General features: G+C 47.0%; 17 protein-coding genes. 5 read left to right on the forward strand and 12 right to left on the reverse strand.

The window, feature by feature from the left end; translation table 11 throughout:
* Positions 1 to 17 precede the first annotated feature (17 nt).
* The gene (locus GKG43_RS04800; RefSeq protein WP_129878800.1) at positions 18 to 1,016 is read left to right on the forward strand and encodes a hypothetical protein; all 999 of its coding nucleotides are present in this window, start codon (positions 18 to 20) and stop codon (positions 1,014 to 1,016) included.
* A gap of 173 nt (positions 1,017 to 1,189) precedes the next feature.
* Here the strand turns inward: GKG43_RS04800 and GKG43_RS04805 are convergent, their stop codons facing one another.
* Positions 1,190 to 3,202 carry a hypothetical protein gene (locus tag GKG43_RS04805; protein WP_129878802.1) on the reverse strand — a complete coding sequence of 671 codons (2,013 nt, stop codon included), beginning with the start codon at positions 3,200 to 3,202 and terminating at the stop codon, positions 1,190 to 1,192.
* Positions 3,203 to 3,382: 180 nt separating this feature from the next.
* Here GKG43_RS04805 and GKG43_RS04810 point away from each other — a divergent pair, with 180 nt between their 5' ends.
* Both GKG43_RS04810 and GKG43_RS04815 read left to right on the forward strand, forming a co-directional pair.
* The gene (locus GKG43_RS04810) at positions 3,383 to 4,054 is read left to right on the forward strand and encodes a response regulator transcription factor (RefSeq protein WP_050639418.1); all 672 of its coding nucleotides are present in this window, start codon (positions 3,383 to 3,385) and stop codon (positions 4,052 to 4,054) included.
* A 3-nt stretch (positions 4,055 to 4,057) separates the two neighbouring features.
* Entirely contained in the window at positions 4,058 to 6,088 is a 2,031-nt protein-coding gene (locus GKG43_RS04815; protein ID WP_129878804.1) for a HAMP domain-containing sensor histidine kinase, read from the forward strand.
* Positions 6,089 to 6,200: 112 nt separating this feature from the next.
* Here GKG43_RS04815 and pcp read toward each other — a convergent pair whose 3' ends face one another.
* From pcp to GKG43_RS04845, 6 genes are all read right to left on the reverse strand, one after another.
* Positions 6,201 to 6,845, reverse strand: a complete 645-nt coding sequence (pcp, locus tag GKG43_RS04820) for a pyroglutamyl-peptidase I (protein WP_050639416.1) — start codon at positions 6,843 to 6,845, stop codon at positions 6,201 to 6,203.
* Between the two features lie 25 nt (positions 6,846 to 6,870).
* Positions 6,871 to 7,890, reverse strand: coding sequence for a peptidase (locus GKG43_RS04825; protein WP_243125820.1), 1,020 nt, complete (start codon positions 7,888 to 7,890; stop codon positions 6,871 to 6,873).
* 38 nt (positions 7,891 to 7,928) lie between these two features.
* Positions 7,929 to 8,876: a DUF979 domain-containing protein gene (locus tag GKG43_RS04830; RefSeq protein WP_129878806.1), complete on the reverse strand. Its 948-nt coding sequence runs from the start codon at positions 8,874 to 8,876 to the stop codon at positions 7,929 to 7,931.
* 15 nt (positions 8,877 to 8,891) lie between these two features.
* Positions 8,892 to 9,572 carry a DUF969 family protein gene (locus GKG43_RS04835; protein ID WP_129878808.1) on the reverse strand — a complete coding sequence of 227 codons (681 nt, stop codon included), beginning with the start codon at positions 9,570 to 9,572 and terminating at the stop codon, positions 8,892 to 8,894.
* A gap of 364 nt (positions 9,573 to 9,936) precedes the next feature.
* The gene (locus GKG43_RS04840; RefSeq protein WP_050639413.1) at positions 9,937 to 10,530 is read right to left on the reverse strand and encodes a VanZ family protein; all 594 of its coding nucleotides are present in this window, start codon (positions 10,528 to 10,530) and stop codon (positions 9,937 to 9,939) included.
* 136 nt (positions 10,531 to 10,666) lie between these two features.
* Positions 10,667 to 11,500 carry a MerR family transcriptional regulator gene (locus GKG43_RS04845; RefSeq protein ID WP_050639412.1) on the reverse strand — a complete coding sequence of 278 codons (834 nt, stop codon included), beginning with the start codon at positions 11,498 to 11,500 and terminating at the stop codon, positions 10,667 to 10,669.
* A 138-nt stretch (positions 11,501 to 11,638) separates the two neighbouring features.
* Between GKG43_RS04845 and GKG43_RS04850 the strand changes: the two genes are divergently transcribed.
* Positions 11,639 to 13,003: an MATE family efflux transporter gene (locus tag GKG43_RS04850; RefSeq protein ID WP_129878810.1), complete on the forward strand. Its 1,365-nt coding sequence runs from the start codon at positions 11,639 to 11,641 to the stop codon at positions 13,001 to 13,003.
* 27 nt (positions 13,004 to 13,030) lie between these two features.
* On the opposite strand, the gene GKG43_RS04855 is transcribed toward GKG43_RS04850, so the two are convergent.
* From GKG43_RS04855 to GKG43_RS04870, 4 genes are all read right to left on the reverse strand, one after another.
* Positions 13,031 to 13,264 carry a diguanylate cyclase gene (locus GKG43_RS04855; protein ID WP_055151652.1) on the reverse strand — a complete coding sequence of 78 codons (234 nt, stop codon included), beginning with the start codon at positions 13,262 to 13,264 and terminating at the stop codon, positions 13,031 to 13,033.
* 49 nt (positions 13,265 to 13,313) lie between these two features.
* Positions 13,314 to 13,712 (reverse strand): hypothetical protein, encoded by a 399-nt coding sequence (locus GKG43_RS04860; protein ID WP_055151655.1) that lies wholly within the window; start codon positions 13,710 to 13,712, stop codon positions 13,314 to 13,316.
* Positions 13,713 to 13,911: 199 nt separating this feature from the next.
* Complete coding sequence (feoB, locus tag GKG43_RS04865) at positions 13,912 to 16,065, reverse strand: ferrous iron transport protein B (RefSeq protein ID WP_197278207.1); 2,154 nt, start codon at positions 16,063 to 16,065, stop codon at positions 13,912 to 13,914.
* 1 nt (position 16,066) lies between these two features.
* Complete coding sequence (locus GKG43_RS04870) at positions 16,067 to 16,312, reverse strand: FeoA family protein (protein WP_055151662.1); 246 nt, start codon at positions 16,310 to 16,312, stop codon at positions 16,067 to 16,069.
* A 147-nt stretch (positions 16,313 to 16,459) separates the two neighbouring features.
* Between GKG43_RS04870 and GKG43_RS04875 the strand changes: the two genes are divergently transcribed.
* Entirely contained in the window at positions 16,460 to 16,900 is a 441-nt protein-coding gene (locus GKG43_RS04875; protein WP_082202781.1) for an iron dependent repressor, metal binding and dimerization domain protein, read from the forward strand.
* On the opposite strand, the gene GKG43_RS04880 is transcribed toward GKG43_RS04875, so the two are convergent.
* Positions 16,852 to 17,901 carry an aromatic acid exporter family protein gene (locus GKG43_RS04880; RefSeq protein ID WP_129878812.1) on the reverse strand — a complete coding sequence of 350 codons (1,050 nt, stop codon included), beginning with the start codon at positions 17,899 to 17,901 and terminating at the stop codon, positions 16,852 to 16,854. The genes GKG43_RS04875 and GKG43_RS04880 overlap by 49 nt on opposite strands.
* Between the last annotated feature and the right edge of the window lie 148 nt (positions 17,902 to 18,049).

Here is an 18,049-nt window from a genome sequence, read left to right on the forward strand (position 1 = left end):
AAGGGGGAATTACGCAAATGGGATTTACATTTCGTAAAAGTAAAGAAAACGCTCCTGATGAAAAAATGGATTCTTACAGAGGGCGCAAAACCAAAACTGATAGAATGAAAGGTGTGCATAACAAGGGAAAATCTAAAGGAAAACGGACTCCAGTCATTAGCCTTCCTGGAAGCAGGGTATCTAAGAGAAAGACCTCTTCCGCAAAAGATTCCAGTAAAAAAATCCATAATAACCGTTTTATTAAGAAAAAAGAAAGTCTGCTCCCTGAAGAGCCAAAGAAAAAGAAAGGGAAGGGATGTTTAACAGTATTTATTGTATTATTTGTACTCGGTGGAATTTGCACTCTGTTTACAAGGGATAATAAATTAGAAACTATTGTTCTCTCAGCAGATGAAAATAATCGGTACGATATAAACACAGCAATTCCCGTAGATGTTAAGACCACTCCCTCCAATACTGATCTGAAAGACATTGAATGCGAAACTTCTGGTGGGGAACTAAAAAAGGATGGCGATAACCTACTATTTACTACTGAAAAATCTGGAAGTTACACTATGTACGTACTATGTGGTGATATAAAAAGCAATACCATAACTATTACTGTAGAGGACAAGGCTGCACTTGCAGAAAAAGAAGCTCAAGAAAAAGCTGAGACGGAGGCTGCTAAGAGGGCCGAAAAGGAAGCCGCTAAGAAAGCTGAAGAGGAGGCTGCTAAAAAGGCTAAGGAAGAAGCCGCTAAGAAAGCCGAAGAAGAAGCTGCTAAAAAGGCCGAGGAGGAACGAAAAGCAGCAGAGGCTGCCGCCCAAAAAGCTGAGGAGGAACGGATAGCAGCGGAAGCTGCCGCTCAAGAATCTTCGCAGGCAAATCAAGTCCCGCAAGAACAAATGGTATGGATTCCACAAAGCGGAAGTAAATATCACAACAATCCATCATGCAGTGGCATGAATAATCCACAGCAGGTAACATTATCTGAAGCAGAAAGCATGGGATTTGCGCCGTGCAAGAAATGCTATTAAACTCATAAAATGGCTTTTTAAACACTATACAGGTGCAGGGAAGCTTGTAGTATGCTCCTCCACTGTATCAATATACTACAAACTCTCTGCACCTGGGTAAATATATCTTTATTCCCCCCCTATAAGAGGGGGCCTCTTCCGGGCTGAATTTAAAGTCCGGTAATAAATCTCAATTACTTCTTTTTAAATACCTTCTTTCCATACCAATATCCCGCCGCCGCAATTCCAATAACCACCAGAACAACAGCTATCCCTATAGGATACTGTTTTTTCACTGCCTTTTTTCCGGCTTCTGCAAGCTCAGCATTCTGCACATCGAGCGGTTTTTCATCCGGTTCCGCATCAATGTGCTGAACCGCCTCCTCTGAAGCAGGATTGACTGGTTTATTTGAACGATTCCCCTCATTCTCCGGTTTACCAATACCGTCAACACCCCGGCCCAAAACTGAATTACCTTCCTGCCTGTTTACTCCGGAACTCACATAAGGTGCTCTGTCATAGGTTTCTTCTTTGTTGCCTGTCGTTCCAGGCTGTCTGCCTGCTTCTTCCTGGTTGTCCCCCTCTCCCCAATGTGGCTCTCCCTGTCCATCAGACGGTGGTTTCACGGAGGGTGTCCCGCCTGCCTCTCCGTTCTCCGCATCCGGATCTTCAAGGTCGGGAACGGGAGGTTGTACATTCGGACGTTCTATGTCCGGGACGGTATCCGGATCATTCGCATCCGGCAGATCAGGTTCTGCATCCTGGCCGCCGCGGTCGCCGCCCTGCTCCTCCCCTGCATCATCTGGAATTCCTGTGCTGGCGCCGTCTCCTACTTTCCACACGGCGCTGGTTCCACTGAACATGCTTTCCCCCACTGTAACAAATCTTATGTATAGTCCTTTCTGCGCCTCCGGCAAAGATACAGAGAACAAAAAGAGTCCGTTTTCCGGAACAGGTTCCCCCTCTATAATCATGTTCGGCCTATTCGGCAGATAAGTCCGAAAGTTCCTGCCGTCTGTGCTGTACTCTATTTTAAGAAATCTGGCACCATACGGATAGGGCAGCAGCAGTTTCGTTTTGGTATCTGTGATTTCTGAAGCAATCAGGAACATCTTTTCCGGGGGTACACAGATCACTGTGACTTCCGGAACTACTCCGTCCGGATTGATAACTGTATACGGTAACCTCTCCGTATTAAAACTTCCCTTTATAATACAATAACCAGGCTCCTGCAGAACACTGTCCGGCAGCCCCCAAATAACAGGAATGGAAAGTTCTGTCTCCTGGTCTGATCCATTCTCCTGTACATACATATCCAGCGCCGCTGGCAGCTGCCAATCCGCACTGGAATCCCCGGCTTCCACATAAACTGGTGTTTTGGCTTTTGCAGCAAGTACCTTATAAGTGGTGTCCTCTTCCAGCTTTGGCACTAATATAGAATTTTCACAGTAAATTTTTCCGCTTTCGGCATAAGCACTGTACGCCTCTCCTGTTGGTTCAGACACAGCCGCCGTCACCTCACTGTCCCGAACGACCAATTCCATCGTATCAAAATTTTGTTTAATTCCATATGCTGTTATCCCGGCTGTCACCCGGATCCCACAGTTCTCAACTGTCAGCATTCCGGAGCTATTGATTCCCACGGCTTTATCAAGCCCTTCCAGTACGATATCCAGGTTTGAGAGCACACCATCCTGTATAACTCCATACACAATTCCGGTTACATCTCTCGCATTTTCAGAATTGCAGAGTGTAAACTGCCCCCGCCGTGAGGGTCCAGCAAGTTTTCCCCCCTGCACCTGTAAGATTAACCCTTCGGTTCCTGCATACTCTATCTTCCCCTGTTCCAGTGTAAGTGTTTCATTTCTTACCATAATCACACAGTACTCAGATCCTGTAATCTTCAGGTTCGGGTTGTTTATCACAAGGCTGCTCTCAGCCAGGATCAAATGGTTCCCACAGTCAATCGTTACCTTTCCCTGGCCGTCCCACATAAGAGGGGACTCTTCACTCCCTTTCGTCAGCTTCAGGTCACCCGATAACTGATACACCGCCCCGTCGTTATTCTTATTCTCTTCATACCACTGCAAAAAAGCCTCTTCATCCTCCAGTTTAGGCGGTCCCCACGCCTTACAGGCAGATGTGTTTACGAAGAGTAACCCCAACATAACCATTAGGAAAAAAGGGATCTTCCATCTTTTTTTCACTTGCCCTTCTCCTCCCATATCATCTTTTGTTATACATTTCATTTTATCATATTATATTTAACAAAAAAATAACAATAAATAACAACAATTAACAACAATTTTTGGAAATGTACGATTTTATTTGCAAACAGCTTCTGCCCCATTTAAAATGGAACTAACTATTATGAGAGTTGGTGTAATATGGACAGACTTCTTTTTGTGGATGATGATATTGATATTTTAACTTTAAACCATTCCTACTTTACAGAGCAGGGATATGCCGTTGACCAGGCAGGCAGCGCGAAAGACGCCTTACTGCTGATCAACAGGAATACCTACGACTGTATTATACTGGATATCCAAATGGAAGGGCAGGACGGCTTTGCCCTGTGCCGTGTGCTTCGGGAAATGAGCAATATTCCGATTATATTTCTTACAGTATTGACTGATGAGGCCTCTTTGGAGAAAGGATTCTTAAGCGGAGGGGATGATTATATTGTAAAACCTTACCGTATGAAGGAGCTGGAGCTTCGTATCAGAGCGAGGATCCATCCCCGGGTACATAACAGCGGTACCGGAAGTCCGCAGGAGGATTACCGTCTCTATATCTGTCCCGATGAGAAGCAGGCTTACATCGGCACCAATTCTCTAGACCTGACCCTCAGCGAATTCCAGATACTCCAATTTCTAAGCCAGAACAAAGGCATCCCTTACCGGCAGGACGAGATCTACGAGGCTTTGTGGGGAGAGCGTTATAATACCCATAGTATACAGGTCATGATTATGAGGATCCGCAGAAAAATCAAAGCGCTTTCACCTGAAAAAGAATACATCCGCACACAGTGGGGAAAGGGATATGTTTTTACGGAATAAGACATGAATCATAAAAAGTTTTACCAAAAAATTAAGGCAGCCTTCCTGATGCCGCAGGCGGAGGCCCTGCCCCAGGTCCACAGCGGAAAGAAGGCTCTTGCGGCATCACTGCTGGTTCTTTTTATCTCCCTTGCCGGAATCGGAGCGCTCTTTTCTCTCACATTCCGCTGGGATAATAAATATACCTACACAGGAAATACCCTGCATGTTCTTGCGGAAGGCTGGGAGTTCTATCCTGATCTCAGCCTGGACGAGAACTGGAATGACAATGATGCGGTTTTTAACAGCCCTAAAGTCATCACCATTGGTCAATATGGAAATTTTAAATCTTTCCATCCCGATGCATCGCCCTTCGGTACCGCCGTTTATCGAAAACAGCTGTACCTTGAGCCGGCAGCAGAAGGATGGCTTTTAGAACTGCCGGAAATATATTCTGCAAGTAAAATATATGTGAACGGAGAGCTCTTGCTTTCCTATGGCAGTTTGTCCGAAAACCACTATCGTGTCCATGTACAGAACGCCCTGGTTTCCCTGCCTTCCGGCAGCGTAGAAATTGTGATACAGGTCTCCAATTACTCTCATTACTACAGTGGAGTCGTCTATCCGCCTGTTTTAGGCCAGACCGATACGGTAACAAGCCTTGTAATCGGCAGGCTTATATTTTTTGCGTTCCTTTGCTTTTTTACACTGGGCTGTGCAGCCGTTTCCTTTACCGTATGGTTCCGCAGGCAGACAGATACCCTGTACGCAGCTTATGGGGTTTTATGCCTCTGTTTTTCCGTACACATTTGTTATCCGCTCATACACTGGCTGGGTATTCATCTGGGCAGGCTTTCTTATGTTATTGAGGATACTGCCTATTTTGGTATTCTCGTATGTATGACCGTACTGACTTACCGCCTGGCCGGCTCTGTATGGAACCGGAAGGTTTACATTGCCTGTTATACATTTTCCATAGCTATGGCTGCTTTTCCAATGCTGGCTTTTTACATACTTTTCCCTCTGTTTCCGCAGTTCATCGCCGTGTACAGCCAGATCATCGCTTTATCCAAGCTTGTAATGAGTACCTACTTGATTCTGGCCGCGTTTCTGGGTACACTGCAGCAGCCGCAGCATGTCTGGCTTTTGAGCGGCAATGCAGTATTCGGATTTGGTATTTTGGTGGATTATCTCACCGCCGGCCGCTATGAACCGGTGCGTTTCGGATGGCAGACGGAATATTGCGGTTTTGTTATGGTGGCCTTATTCACCGTGCTCATCTCTGACTATAACCGCAGAGCGCTGATCCAGCGCCAGTATCTGACGGAACATCTGCAGGATGAGGTGGAGAGAAAAACGGCTTACCTGACCGCTATGATGGAGGAACGCAAGCAGTTTCTCTCTGCTGTAGCCCATGACCTGAAAGCACCCGTAGCGGCAATCAATACCTATATAGATTACATGAAAAGCAGCGGGATTTGGTTAGACGAAGAACTGCAGCATTATCTGGATGTGATCGACCATAAATCCTCACAGATCCAGAATAATGTACAGAGCCTTCAGTTATTTCATACGGAAACTTCTCACAAGGGTTCGGCCGAACATCTGGACTGCAGTGAATTTCTCCGGTATGTATACACGGAAACCCTGCCTTACGCCGATGCAAACGGGATCTACTACCATCTGGAACTGCCTCCTCAGACATGCACGATATACTGCCACAGAGAAAATCTGTTCCGGGCTTTTGAGAATCTGGTTATGAATGCCACCGAGCATACGCCTATGGAGGGATCTATGACGCTCTCTGCCGCGTATACGAAGGATTCCGCAGAGATTACGTTCAAAGACAGCGGAGTAGGAATTAACCCGGATCACCTTCCCAAGATCTTCAATTATGAATTCAGTACGAAAAGAAATCCCGGACTGCGCGGGCTTGGGCTTTATTTTACAAAGATCAGCATAGAAGAATATGGAGGTACTATAACCGTTGAATCACAGCCTGGGGAGGGTACGGTATTTTATATCAGCTTTCCTCTCTCCATGGGGCACCTATAAACATAGGCAAAGTATGCAAGCCCCTCATGAGTGAGGGCTTAAGGAGTTGAGGCGGGCTTGCCCGCTTTGTTCTAAGCCCCCTCCTCCTAACACTTAACAACGCTTTTTTGCTCTAATGAGTCTCCCCCATAATCGTCCTGACATCTTCCCTGTTCTCCACCACGGCTTCCACCGCCCCCTCAATGGCCCGTGCAATCGTCTCAGCCGACATGCTCGGCGTCCCGTCCGGCAGGTCAGTTACCTGCTCGGGCAAAAATGGCACGTGTATAAATCCGCCCCTGATCTCCGGATATTTCTTATCTATCATATACAGCAGGCGGTACATGACGTCATTGCATACATAGGTTCCCGCTGTATAAGATATTTTTGCCGGTATCCCTCTCTCCCGGATGCGCTCCACCATTGCCTTTACCGGAACCGTTGCAAAATACGCATTCTCCCCGTCTTCACAGACCGGCTCGTCAAAAGGCTGCTGCCCGTCATTATCCGGGATTCTGGCTTCGATCAGATTAATGGCCACCTTCTCTACCGAGATTCCGGAACGTCCTCCGGCTTGTCCGATACAGATGACGGCATCGGGCCTGTGCCTGCGGATTCCTTCCTCCAGTATTTCACCTTCCCGGTAAAAAACTGTTGGGATTTCCATCTTAATTACTTCTGCACTCCCAATGATATCCGGCAGTAGTTTTACCGCTTCATAGGCCGGATTGATGCTTGCCCCTCCGAAAGGGTCAAATCCTGTAATTAATACTCTCATATCTTTCCTCCTGCTATTTGGAATTTTATAGGATATGCGGTTCCGGTATAATGATCTTTCCCCGTTCTATGATCATCCGGTTATCCGCATAGATATCCGGTTTATGCGCCACCATGTCAAAATGCCCGTTCGCCTCATGTAGCCCGCCCAGGGCAATGTTCCGCCCCACACCGATGTGAAATGTTCCATAGGCAGACTCATCTTCAATATAACATTTTCCCCTGCACTTTGCATAGGAATTCAGGCCAATTCCCAATTCCGACGCCACATAAATTCCGGGGTCTTTAAAATCCTCCATATATGCTTTCAGCTTCTTTCCGCTGACATTCATTTCCATCTCCTGAATGCGCCCCTCTTTTATACTGATCTTAAATGGCTCTTCCACTCTTCCGATATACCCCAGCGAGCCATCCGGTATCAGGACCCCTTCGGTCTTTGTCTCTTCAATCGGAACGTACACCTCAATGCTGGCGGATGAGAATCCTTTGCCGTCCCGCACCACTCCATTAAAAAACCCCGCGGTTCTGTTTCTCTTATACAACTTTAGGTCTGTCCCCCTCTTTGTCTTCACCTGGATCACAGAGGAGGAATTCAGATATTTCATGATAATGCCTGCCATCATTTTACTCTTCTTTGTGTCCATGCCCATAAAACGGTATGAGAGCATTGATTTTTCATTATTGGTCGCCAGAGGCAGGGACAGAAACTTGCTTCCCCTGTTTATCGCCCTTTTAGCCGCTTTTGTGGTAACAAGAGAATAGTCTGTGGCTCCGATTACGGCCCGGTAACCATCAAATACCTTTTCGTGGCGGTCAAAAAATACGCCTACATGCTTCCCTCGTCTTTCCACCACCATCAGATCTACAGACTTTGCCCGTTTGTGGGCGCAGTACCTCAGCGCTTTTGCCTCTTCCAGATGATTTTCGCTTGTCACAATCATGAGTTTTTCCCATGGTTTCAGGCGCAGCCAGTCTTTTATAACAATCATAGCGCCCCGTTCTATTTTCCGGTAATCCTGCATAACCGTTTCCTTCCTGTATATCATTTCAATGCTCTTAGAGCCTGCACTTCTTATTTTTACCCTTATTTCATGAAAATCATATAGAAAACCTGAAATACAAATATGAGTGCCGCAGGCAGCAGCTGGCATTTGATTACGCCAAAACGGTCTTTCATGTCCAGCATCGCCACGGGTACCACATTAAAATTTGCGGCCATGGGTGTACAGAGTGTTCCGCAGAATCCGCATGACAATGCCAGTATTCCTATGACGGCAGGATCTGCACCATATTGCAGGACGAACGGCGCGCCGATTCCAACTGTCATCACGGTAATGGCTGCAAAGGCATTTCCCATAATCATGGTAAACAATGCCATCCCGGCTGCAAATACTATAATTCCCGCATTTACATTGCCCCTGGGAATCAACCCGCCGACGAGACCGGCAATCACACCCCCTACGCCTGCCTCGGTAAAAACCGCGCCCAGGCTTGCAAGGAGCATCGGCAGCATACTTAAAGGCCCTACCGTTGAGAGGAGGCGCTCAGAATCCCGCAAAAAAACCGCAGGCCGGTTCTCCCTGGAAAGCAGCATGAGTATCATAACCGACGCCACAATACCCGCACCCACTCCTACGATTGCGCCAAGATCGGGGAGGAAGATGGCAAAAAGAATGGCAAAGACACCGATGGACAGAGCCGGGATAAAGATTTTCATTCCGATGGTCCGGTACTTTTCATTGGTATATTCCTCTGTCAGTGGTTCGATTTTTCCAATCTTTACTTTTTTCAGGATGGCCGGTATGGTCATCAGGATAATCAGCGCTCCGTTTATAGCCGGCGGGATCCAGCGCCCAAACGCCAGCACCGCTCCAAGAGCGCACCAGAACAACCCGGTTCCAAACCGGGAGGGATTCTCCTTATCCAAGGCATTTTTGATTCCGGTATAGAAAGTAATCAGGCCCATAATTATATAGATGATTTCCAGGAGTTTTGTGCCCAGTGTCACGTCCTGGCTAGTAAAAAATGTCATGATGCGCCTTCCTCCTTACTTTTTATCCCCATAATATTTTTTGTACAATTTCCTGTCTTTCAGAAAATAGTAGACAATCCCCGTTATGATTGCAAAGATTCCGACCGGTATTTCTACCTTTGCCAAATCAAGCAGGGAAACCTGGTATCCCAGGGTTTCCAGTGTGGACTGCACCAGCAGGGCGCCCGAACCCCCGACAAACAGCACCTGGCAGAAAAACCATGCAATATTCTCCATGCCGGAGGCCATTCCCTTTAACTGCTCTACGTGCTCTTCTGCCGGTTCCTTGCCCTGTGCTTCCACTGCACCGATTGCCATGGGCATCACGATTGGCCTTACGAACCCGGCAACCCCGCCGAAGCTGACATTAAACGCGGCAAATATCCCCCGCATTATCCCATAAGCTCCAATGACCGCCCCGGCAGATGCATTCTTAATCCTGCCGATCAGACTGGCAGCCGCGGGCTTCAGACCGTTGCGCTCTAAAGTTCCGGTTACCAGCATAATTAGAATGAAAATTGCCATATTCCGGTTCGCAGTAAAGTTGGTTCCTAACGTCTCCAAAAGCCCGGTTACTCCCAGGTTTCCTACTAAAGCTGTGACAATTGCAGCAATTAATATAATCAGTATCGAATCCAGTCTTAACGCAAATCCAATGATAACAATTAATATTCCTGACAGTTTTATCAGTTCCATATATAGCCTCCTTTGGCATACAGACAACGCATACGCCCCGATTTCAGTTGTATCAAGCGCAGGAGTGTACCTGGTCATTCGCGGGCCTGTTAAGAACGATGCTCCGACAGGCATAATAAATGGTCTGACACTCTCAGGCGCTGTATCATTATATTTTGGGTCTATTGGTTAATTTTTACTCGGATTTCCGTAATTATTTTTAATCTGTCTGCCGGACTTGTGCACAGAAATTTCCTATATCACATTAGGGTGCCATAAGATTCATTTAAAAGAATCTTTTGACACCCTAATTCTATAAGATAAAAATAAGCCTCAAAAACCAGTGGATTTTTGAGACTTACACTTCCTCATTATAAAATTGTTTCTAATACTCACTACGGTTGCCGCGCCTTCTGTACCGCTGCTCCTCTTCACGCGCTCTCTGCCGTTCTCTTTTCCGTTCCCATCGGCGGCGCTCCCGCTCCATCGTCCGCACAGGAGCCAATATCGTCCAGCAGCAGATGCGCACTGCCATGATTCCAAAGAACACTCCGATGCTGTCGATTCCCACGTCCTTCACGGACGGACCTCTCCCGTCCACAAAGGACTGATGATACTCGTCCCCGCAGGCAAAGCCTACACAGATCAGCCCAGCTACCAGCATAAGGCCAAAGCCCCGCAGGCCGTATACATAAAACGGCAGTGATACCGCAACTGCCAGTATAAAGTATTCTGTCATATGCGCAATCTTCCTCACCGGATATTCGATCTCGTATGCTTTCTCATCGATCTCCCATTCCTCCATATTCTTCTGCAGGACTTCATTCCCGATTTCCACAATCTTATGGCTCACGGAATAACTCAGATTGCCCGAATCCGTTCCGCTCTGCGCTGAAAAACTGAAGATCACATACATCATGATCAGTGCCGGTAAAAACGACAGCGGTTTTAATATCAATAAAATGCACCTTTTTAACATTACAAATCACATCCTTATATATGTAGTAAAAAGTATTTTACTATCATACGCTGATATGGGAATAAAATCAACCTTTTGTGAACGACTTTCATATTACCTGGATACCTAAAGGTAACCGTTCATGACTCTGCAGAGGTTACCGGCAGCCTCCGCATGCACCGTCAATTCTGCAGGACACTCTTGTGACATATTCCTCCTCCGTCTTTTGTGTAAGTCCATCCAGCTGATAATCCTCATAACAGCCTCCGCATAACGTAAGGCCCGCCGACTCTGCATATGCCAGCATTCTTTCGTAAGCCTCATTAAGCGTCTGCCAGTGCCCTACATGATAAGCCGCCAGATACGTGCCCGCAGGCCTTTTTACACACCCGGCGCCGGGGATATTGCGCTCTGTAACCACGTATGCTTTTTCATAGCTGTTGTATAACCCTTCTTTAATACAATCTAACGGCTGCATATAACCAATTCCCCTTACGCCTTTGATGCCAAACGAATCACACATGTCCAGAAGCCTCCCGGTCTCCATGGCCCAGATCTTTTCATCTGCAGTATCCACCCTGACAGACACTTCATAAACTGCAGGCATCTCCAATAATTCCACCGCTTCTGTATCGATCGTTTCCGTTTCCTTAATCAGCTTCCGTTTCCCGATAATCCATTCTTTTGTCCTTTTTAGCCTTTTTTCCTTCTGCTCCACAATTTCCTGCTCTTTGTCCAGCAGTTCAAGCAGCGTCCCCGGGGATCTTCTGTCCAGGTATTCCCGAATCTCACTCAGTGGCATATCCAGATCCTTTAATGTGTAAATCACATCAAATACCTCTATCTGCGCCATCGAATAATACCGGTACCCATTTTCACCCTTTTTCTCGGGCCGGAAAAGGCCGATCTCATCATAATGGAAGAGTGTATGCTTAGTAACTCCCACGATCTTGGCAAACTCCCCCGCCGTTAATATCCTGCTATTCTCCATGTGATTCCCCTCCCGCACGCATTTACAGTTGTTTGTTTAAAAATTTTAATATAATTTTAATTTCAGCTTGACTATCGTGTTACCCTATACTTTATCATAACATATGCTGAAAAAAATTCATAGAAAGGATGATTTATAATGTCATTATCAATTGCTAAAGATTTCCGCTTTTTTTCGCTGCTCAGATTTGCTCTTCCGACTATGATTATGATGGTTTTTACCTCTTTATATACAATAGTTGACGGGATTTTCATTTCCCGATTTGTGGGGAGCAACGCACTGTCCTCTGCAAATATTGTCTTTCCGGTTATTAACCTGATTATAGCAGTAGGTGTCATGTTTGCCAGCGGCGGAAGCGCCCTCATTGCAAAAAAGTTAGGGGAACACAAAGAAAAAGAGGCCAACCAGGACCTCTCATTAATTATTGCAACTTCTTTATTCTTAAGTGTGGTTATTCTGGCCGCAGGCACCCTTTTTCTGGAGCCTGTGGTACGGCTTCTCGGTTCAACAGATATTCTGGTTGCAGACTGTAAAGGCTATCTCGGGATGCTGCTGTTTTTTGCTCCGGCCTGTATCCTGCAGCTGCTCTTCCAGACCTTCTTTGTCACCGCAGGCAGGCCTCATCTTGGACTGATTCTGACCATTATGGGGGGCATCGTCAACATGATACTGGATTATGTGTTTATGGGGCCTCTGCAGATGGGAATCCAGGGAGCTGCACTGGCAACCGGCCTTGGGCAGGTCATCCCCGCTTTAGCCGGGCTGGTATACTTTTTTTCCGGAAAGAACACACTGCGCATTGTAAAACCGCACTTCAGCCTCTCAACACTGCTGAAGAGCTGCGCGAACGGTTCCTCTGAAATGGTCACGAATGTATCCACCGCAGTAGTTACCTTCCTGTTTAATATCGTAATGCTGCGTCTGCTGGGTGAAGCGGGGGTTGCCGCGATCACGATCGTGCTCTACGGACAGTTCCTTTTTAACGCGCTGTATTTCGGCTTTTCCATGGGAATGGCGCCGGTGATCAGCTACAATTACGGGAGAAATAATATTTCTCTCCTGCAGAGAATCTTCAAAATATGTACCGGTTTTGTTGCCATATCCTCGCTGATTGCAACTGCAGTAGCGCTGGTATTATCCCCCTATATCGTGGAAATATTTACGCCTGCCGGTTCGCCGACCTATGAGATTGCTAAAACAGGATTTTTTCTGTTCTCATTTAACTTTATATTTGCAGGCATGAATATCTTCGCATCCGCCATGTTCACCGCATTTTCAGATGGACCGGTATCCGCGGCTATTTCCTTTGCCCGCACCTTTATCTTCATTGTAGCAAGTATCCTGCTGCTGCCCGAATTGCTGGGAGTTACCGGCGTATGGCTCTCTGTGCCTGCAGCGGAATGCGTTACACTTCTGCTTTCCTTCTTTTTCTTCTATACAAAGAGAAACAAATATCACTATATTGGAAAGAAGGAAGTACACGAATTTATAAAGGGTTTTTAACCAGTGAGGCAGCGAGGGCTTTGTGCCTTACTCTGCCTCTTTGCAATACACGGTATACCGGTTGCGCCCATTTTTCTTCGATTCATACAGAGCGGCATCCGCATTCTTATAAAACATCTCAAAGTCCGCCCCCTGCAGTACAGCCACGCCTATGCTGGCTGTAATCTGCCAGCGGTCATTTCCAACATGATGCAGCCGGCAGAGATCTCGGGACAGCTCCGCAGCCTTTTCCACCGCCCATTCCTTCCCGATATGCCTCATGAATCTGCCTTTCAGCTACAATCTGAAGAGCCTGGTCGTATGGTTTCCCTTAGGAGCTCCCATTTTTTCGAAATACTGCGCCGTTGCCTGGTTGGCCGGCCTGTTCTTGGTACCGCCTGATGGTCTCTATGTATTCCTTATTCGCAAGATGTTCCGCCTCTGTCGCAAGAAACTCCTTCAGCAGGCTGTCATTTGCCATGGTCAGAGAAATATTGACCGGCTTAGTAAATGCAGAATTCATCTGGTAGTATATCCCTTCCGACGTCAAAGTAGAAACCTGCTCGATATTCTCAAGGGAGGCACTATAATTGGCTCGGTAACTCAGTACCGCTGTCATCAGAAACCCTGCAATAATTACGACGCATATGAGTAAGTTCGTGCGCAGTAATATATTCTTTTTCATGCCGTTTCCGGATTTTTCTGCATTTGCCTGCGTATCTTGTGCCACTTCATTTTCCCTCCGCCATGTTTTCTTACTATTATACACTTAAATCTGTTCAAACAAAAGTGTTTGGAGGGGGGATAATTCTTTTTTGGGAACGCCGGAAAACCGGAACGGCTTGGGCGCCCGTAGGCGGCTGGAGGCTATTTCTTCATTTTACGCCCCAGCCGTAGACGAGCTGTTTTTCTTTCTTTTAAATACCTCCTTACAAAAAGCAGCCTCCGATTTGTGCCACGACAAAACATATAAGTATCCCTGCACAAGTCGGTATTGCCAGTGCCGCCAGCGTCCACTTCCAGCTTCCCGTTTCTTTTTTAATAGTTAGCAGTGTTGTGGAACAGGGCCAGTGCATAAGGGAAAAGAGCATGGTGCAGACTGCCGTGAGCCAGGTCCAGCCATGACTCACAAACAATGTTTTCATTTCTGCCAGGCTGTCAAATTCCACAAGGCTGCCCTGTGCCATATAGGCCATAATTATGATGGGCACAACAATCTCATTTGCCGGGAGCCCCAGGATAAAGGCGATCAGTATCACACCGTCCAGTCCCAGCATTCTGGCAAACGGGTCCAGCATAGACGCACAATAATTCAAAAGGCTCGTATCTCCCACCATTATATTGGCCGCAGCCCAGATAAACAGCCCGGCAGGCGCGGCCACTACTACCGCACGGCCCAGCACAAACAGGGTTCTGTCAAAGATGGATCTGACAATCACTTTGCCCACCTGCGGCCTGCGGTAAGGCGGCAGTTCCAGCGTAAAGGACGAGGGCACGCCTTTTAGCACTGTTTTTGATAAAATCCAGGATACAAGAAATGTCATGGCTACACCAAGCAGGATAAACATAGTGAGTAAAAACGCCGATAATAATGATGCACCTGCGCCTCCGGAAATCCCGGCAAAAAACATGGTTATAATTGCAATTAGTGTAGGAAAACGTCCATTGCAGGGCACAAAGCTGTTGGTTAATATTGCAATCATCCGCTCCCTGGGCGAGTCTATGATCCTGCATCCCACCACCCCTGCGGCATTACATCCGAATCCCATACACATAGTCAGTGCCTGTTTTCCACATGCACAGCATTTTTTGAAGGGTTTATCCAGATTATATGCAATTCTGGGCAGATAACCGGCGTCCTCCAACAGCGTAAACAGCGGAAAGAATATTGCCATTGGCGGAAGCATCACAGAGATAACCCATGCCAGCACTCTGTAAACCCCCAGGACCAGTATCCCATGCAGCCAGGCGGGCGCGCCTATAAGTCCAAACAGTTCCGTCAGTCTGTCCTGGATCCAGAACAGCCCCTTTGCCAGCATTTCAGAGGGATAGTTTGCTCCTGTTATGGTCAGCCACAGCACTGCCATCAGCAGCGCTGCCATCAGCGGATACCCCGCCCGCCTGCTGGTTAGAATACTGTCAATTTTCCGGTCCCGGCTGTCCGCATGTTCTTTTGTAAACGTCACAGCCTTTTCGCTGATTCGTTCCGCAATATACATGACCGATGATACAATCTCTTCCTCCAGCCGTTTCTTATCCATATTTTGATTGTACAGTAATTTTTGTGCCTCCGGAATCGCTTCCTTCAGGCAGCGTTCCTGACAGATGTTTCTATGCAGGTATCTGCGGATGCCTTCATCCAGCGCCTTGTCATAATCCAGCAGCCGCAGGGACAGCCATCTGCTGTTCAGACATCCATTGCAGGAGGATGCCGAGGGCATCTGTATTCCCTCCAGCACCGCATCCACCGCAGGCTCAAGCAGAGAAATCGCCTTTTCCAGCGTCCGGCAGTATGGAATAACATATCCTTCTGCAGCATTGCATCCTACAGAAGAAGCCTGAAGCTCCTGCCTGACGTTTTCGGCCTCCCGCATCATATGATCCATAGTCTCCAGCAGCTGATCTCTGCCCTTCCCCTCCCTTGCCACCATGCCGATGACCGGTACGCCCAGTTCCCGGGAAAGGGTATCCAGATTGACGTAAATTCCCTTCTTTTCTGCCTCATCCAGAAGGTTTACACAGACAATCACCTTTCTGGTGATTTCCAGAATCTGCAGGACGAGATTCAGATTCCGCTCCAGGCAGACAGCATCGCAGACCACAATAACCGCATCTGCGTCCCCAAAACAGATGAAATCCCGGGCAGCCTCTTCCTCAGCCGAATGGGCCAGCAGCGAGTACGTCCCCGGAATATCTACCATTTTATAAGAATAGTCCTTAGTCTCACAATATCCCGAAGCGTTGGTAACCGTCTTTCCCGGCCAGTTTCCCGTATGCTGGTGCAGATTCGTCAGGTTGTTAAATACCGTGCTCTTCCCCACATTCGGATTGCCCGCTATGGCAATCACTTTTTCGCGCCCCATATCAGGCGCCTTCCAAAGTATGAACCAGGATATCCCCGCAGTCTTCCGAACGGATCGCAATCACCGCACCGCGGATTAAAAATGCCCCCGGATCCCCTCCGGGGCTCTTTCCCACACATTCAACCTTCGTTCCTCTGACCAGACCGATATCCAAAAGACGTCTGTGGATACTTCCATCTGACCTCAGCTCTCTGACAACCGCCTTCTCCCCCGGCTGTATATCGTTTAAACAGATCTCCTTTTTCATAAGCGCCACCGCCTTGTCATAGAATTTAGGATAAGGAAACTTTCTTTCCTGATTCTATAATATTAATTTTTCGGGATTCTGTGACACATTGGGGAATATATTTCGGATAGATTTTAACTTTTTTATCTTAATAGGAGAAATGATATCATGGACAATAGAAATGATTTTTATACCCAAAAAGGATATGAACTGCATAACACAGACGATCTGACCGCATCTATGGAGGATTATCTGGAGATGATCTGCCGGATGCTCAAGGGACAGGATATCGTAAGAATCCAGGCACTGTCTGAGAATCTGCATGTAAAACCCTCCTCCGCATCGAAGATGGTTAACGCACTGAAGGAAAGGGGATACATCTCTTTCCAGAAATACGGCTACCTGACCGCAACGCCCAAGGGGCTGGAGGTTGGGGAGTATCTGCTTTACCGGCACGATATACTGCACGAATTTCTGTGCCTGCTGAATCATTCAGAGAATGAACTCGAACAGGTGGAAAAAATTGAACATTATATTAACCGGGAAACGGTAGCAAATCTTCACCTGCTTTTGGAGCGTCTGAAATCCTCTACCTCTTTTTTCCAGTAAACGGCAAACTGCGTCTCGTCAATCCGCTCCACAAAATGCTGCTTATACTGCAGAAACTCTTCCAGATCCATTAGGATATGATAGAGCACCGCCCGGTTCTCAAACTCCTCTCTGCTGCCGGGGAGTTCCTGTGCCTTCATCTCCTCAGACAGCGCCGCCAGGCGTGCCAGCTGCTTTTCCGGCCGGTTCATCTCCTTGACAAAGTGTTTTAAATAGGAAATATAATCTGCCACAATAAAGGACTGCTTTGGAAGCGCCTTCAGCTTTTCCATCTCCTGATGCAGATGTTGAAGTGCCCCACACTGTTTTTCCCTCATTTCAAAATAGGCGCTGTAATAACTGGTATGGGCTCTGAAGGTGTTGTTTTGATACACATATGCCTGCTCTATAAAATTCTCCAGTTTCCGTTCTAAAAGTTCCAGCTTCTCCCAAACAGTCTCCCTTCTGTCCCGGCTATATAAAAATGCAGCCAGTTCTCCCAGTATATCGGAAAATTCCTGCTCTGTATAACGCATATTTTCTATAATTCTGTTCCTCTGCCCTCCATTATTCTGAAACAGATTAACAAGGATGGCTATCGTGATCCCTAACAATACAATCAGAAATTCATTTGCAATAAAAGCAATCGAAAAGTTGCGTGTAGCCAAAAAGTGTGTGCCTATGACCGCATTTACGGATGCAGTTATCCTCCAGTCTACCCATTCGCTTATCAATACCAGTAAAAATATGAAGATTCCAAATGCAGCGCCGTCGCTTTTGATATGACTGAATACTAACCATGCCAGGACTGCCGCCAGAATAAAAGTCAGGATACGGGCAGCTGAGAGCCTGAGCGTTTCCCACTTTGTAGTCAGTATCGTAAGCAGCGTTACCATCCCCGCCGATGCGGCAAATTCCAGATGCAAAAGGGAAGCTGCATACATGGCGGCGCCGCTTCCCACTGCAATTCTTACTGCTTCTATCAGGACTGCACCTGTTTCTTTCTTCTTTCCCGGTTTCATAGAGTCTCCCCTTTAACGATTCCAACTTAGCATATGCTCAGTAATATGCAGAGCTTTTACTCTATAGCATAACCTTTTTTTAATCTTTTATCTCCTGTATTTTAAGATAATTTACAGGCGCAGATAAAGGAGCGGGCGGGGTACCTGG

It is taken from the genome of Eubacterium sp. BIOML-A2, assembly GCF_009680135.1.
In the GTDB taxonomy this organism is placed as follows: Bacteria; Bacillota; Clostridia; order Lachnospirales; family Lachnospiraceae; genus Faecalicatena; species Faecalicatena contortus_B.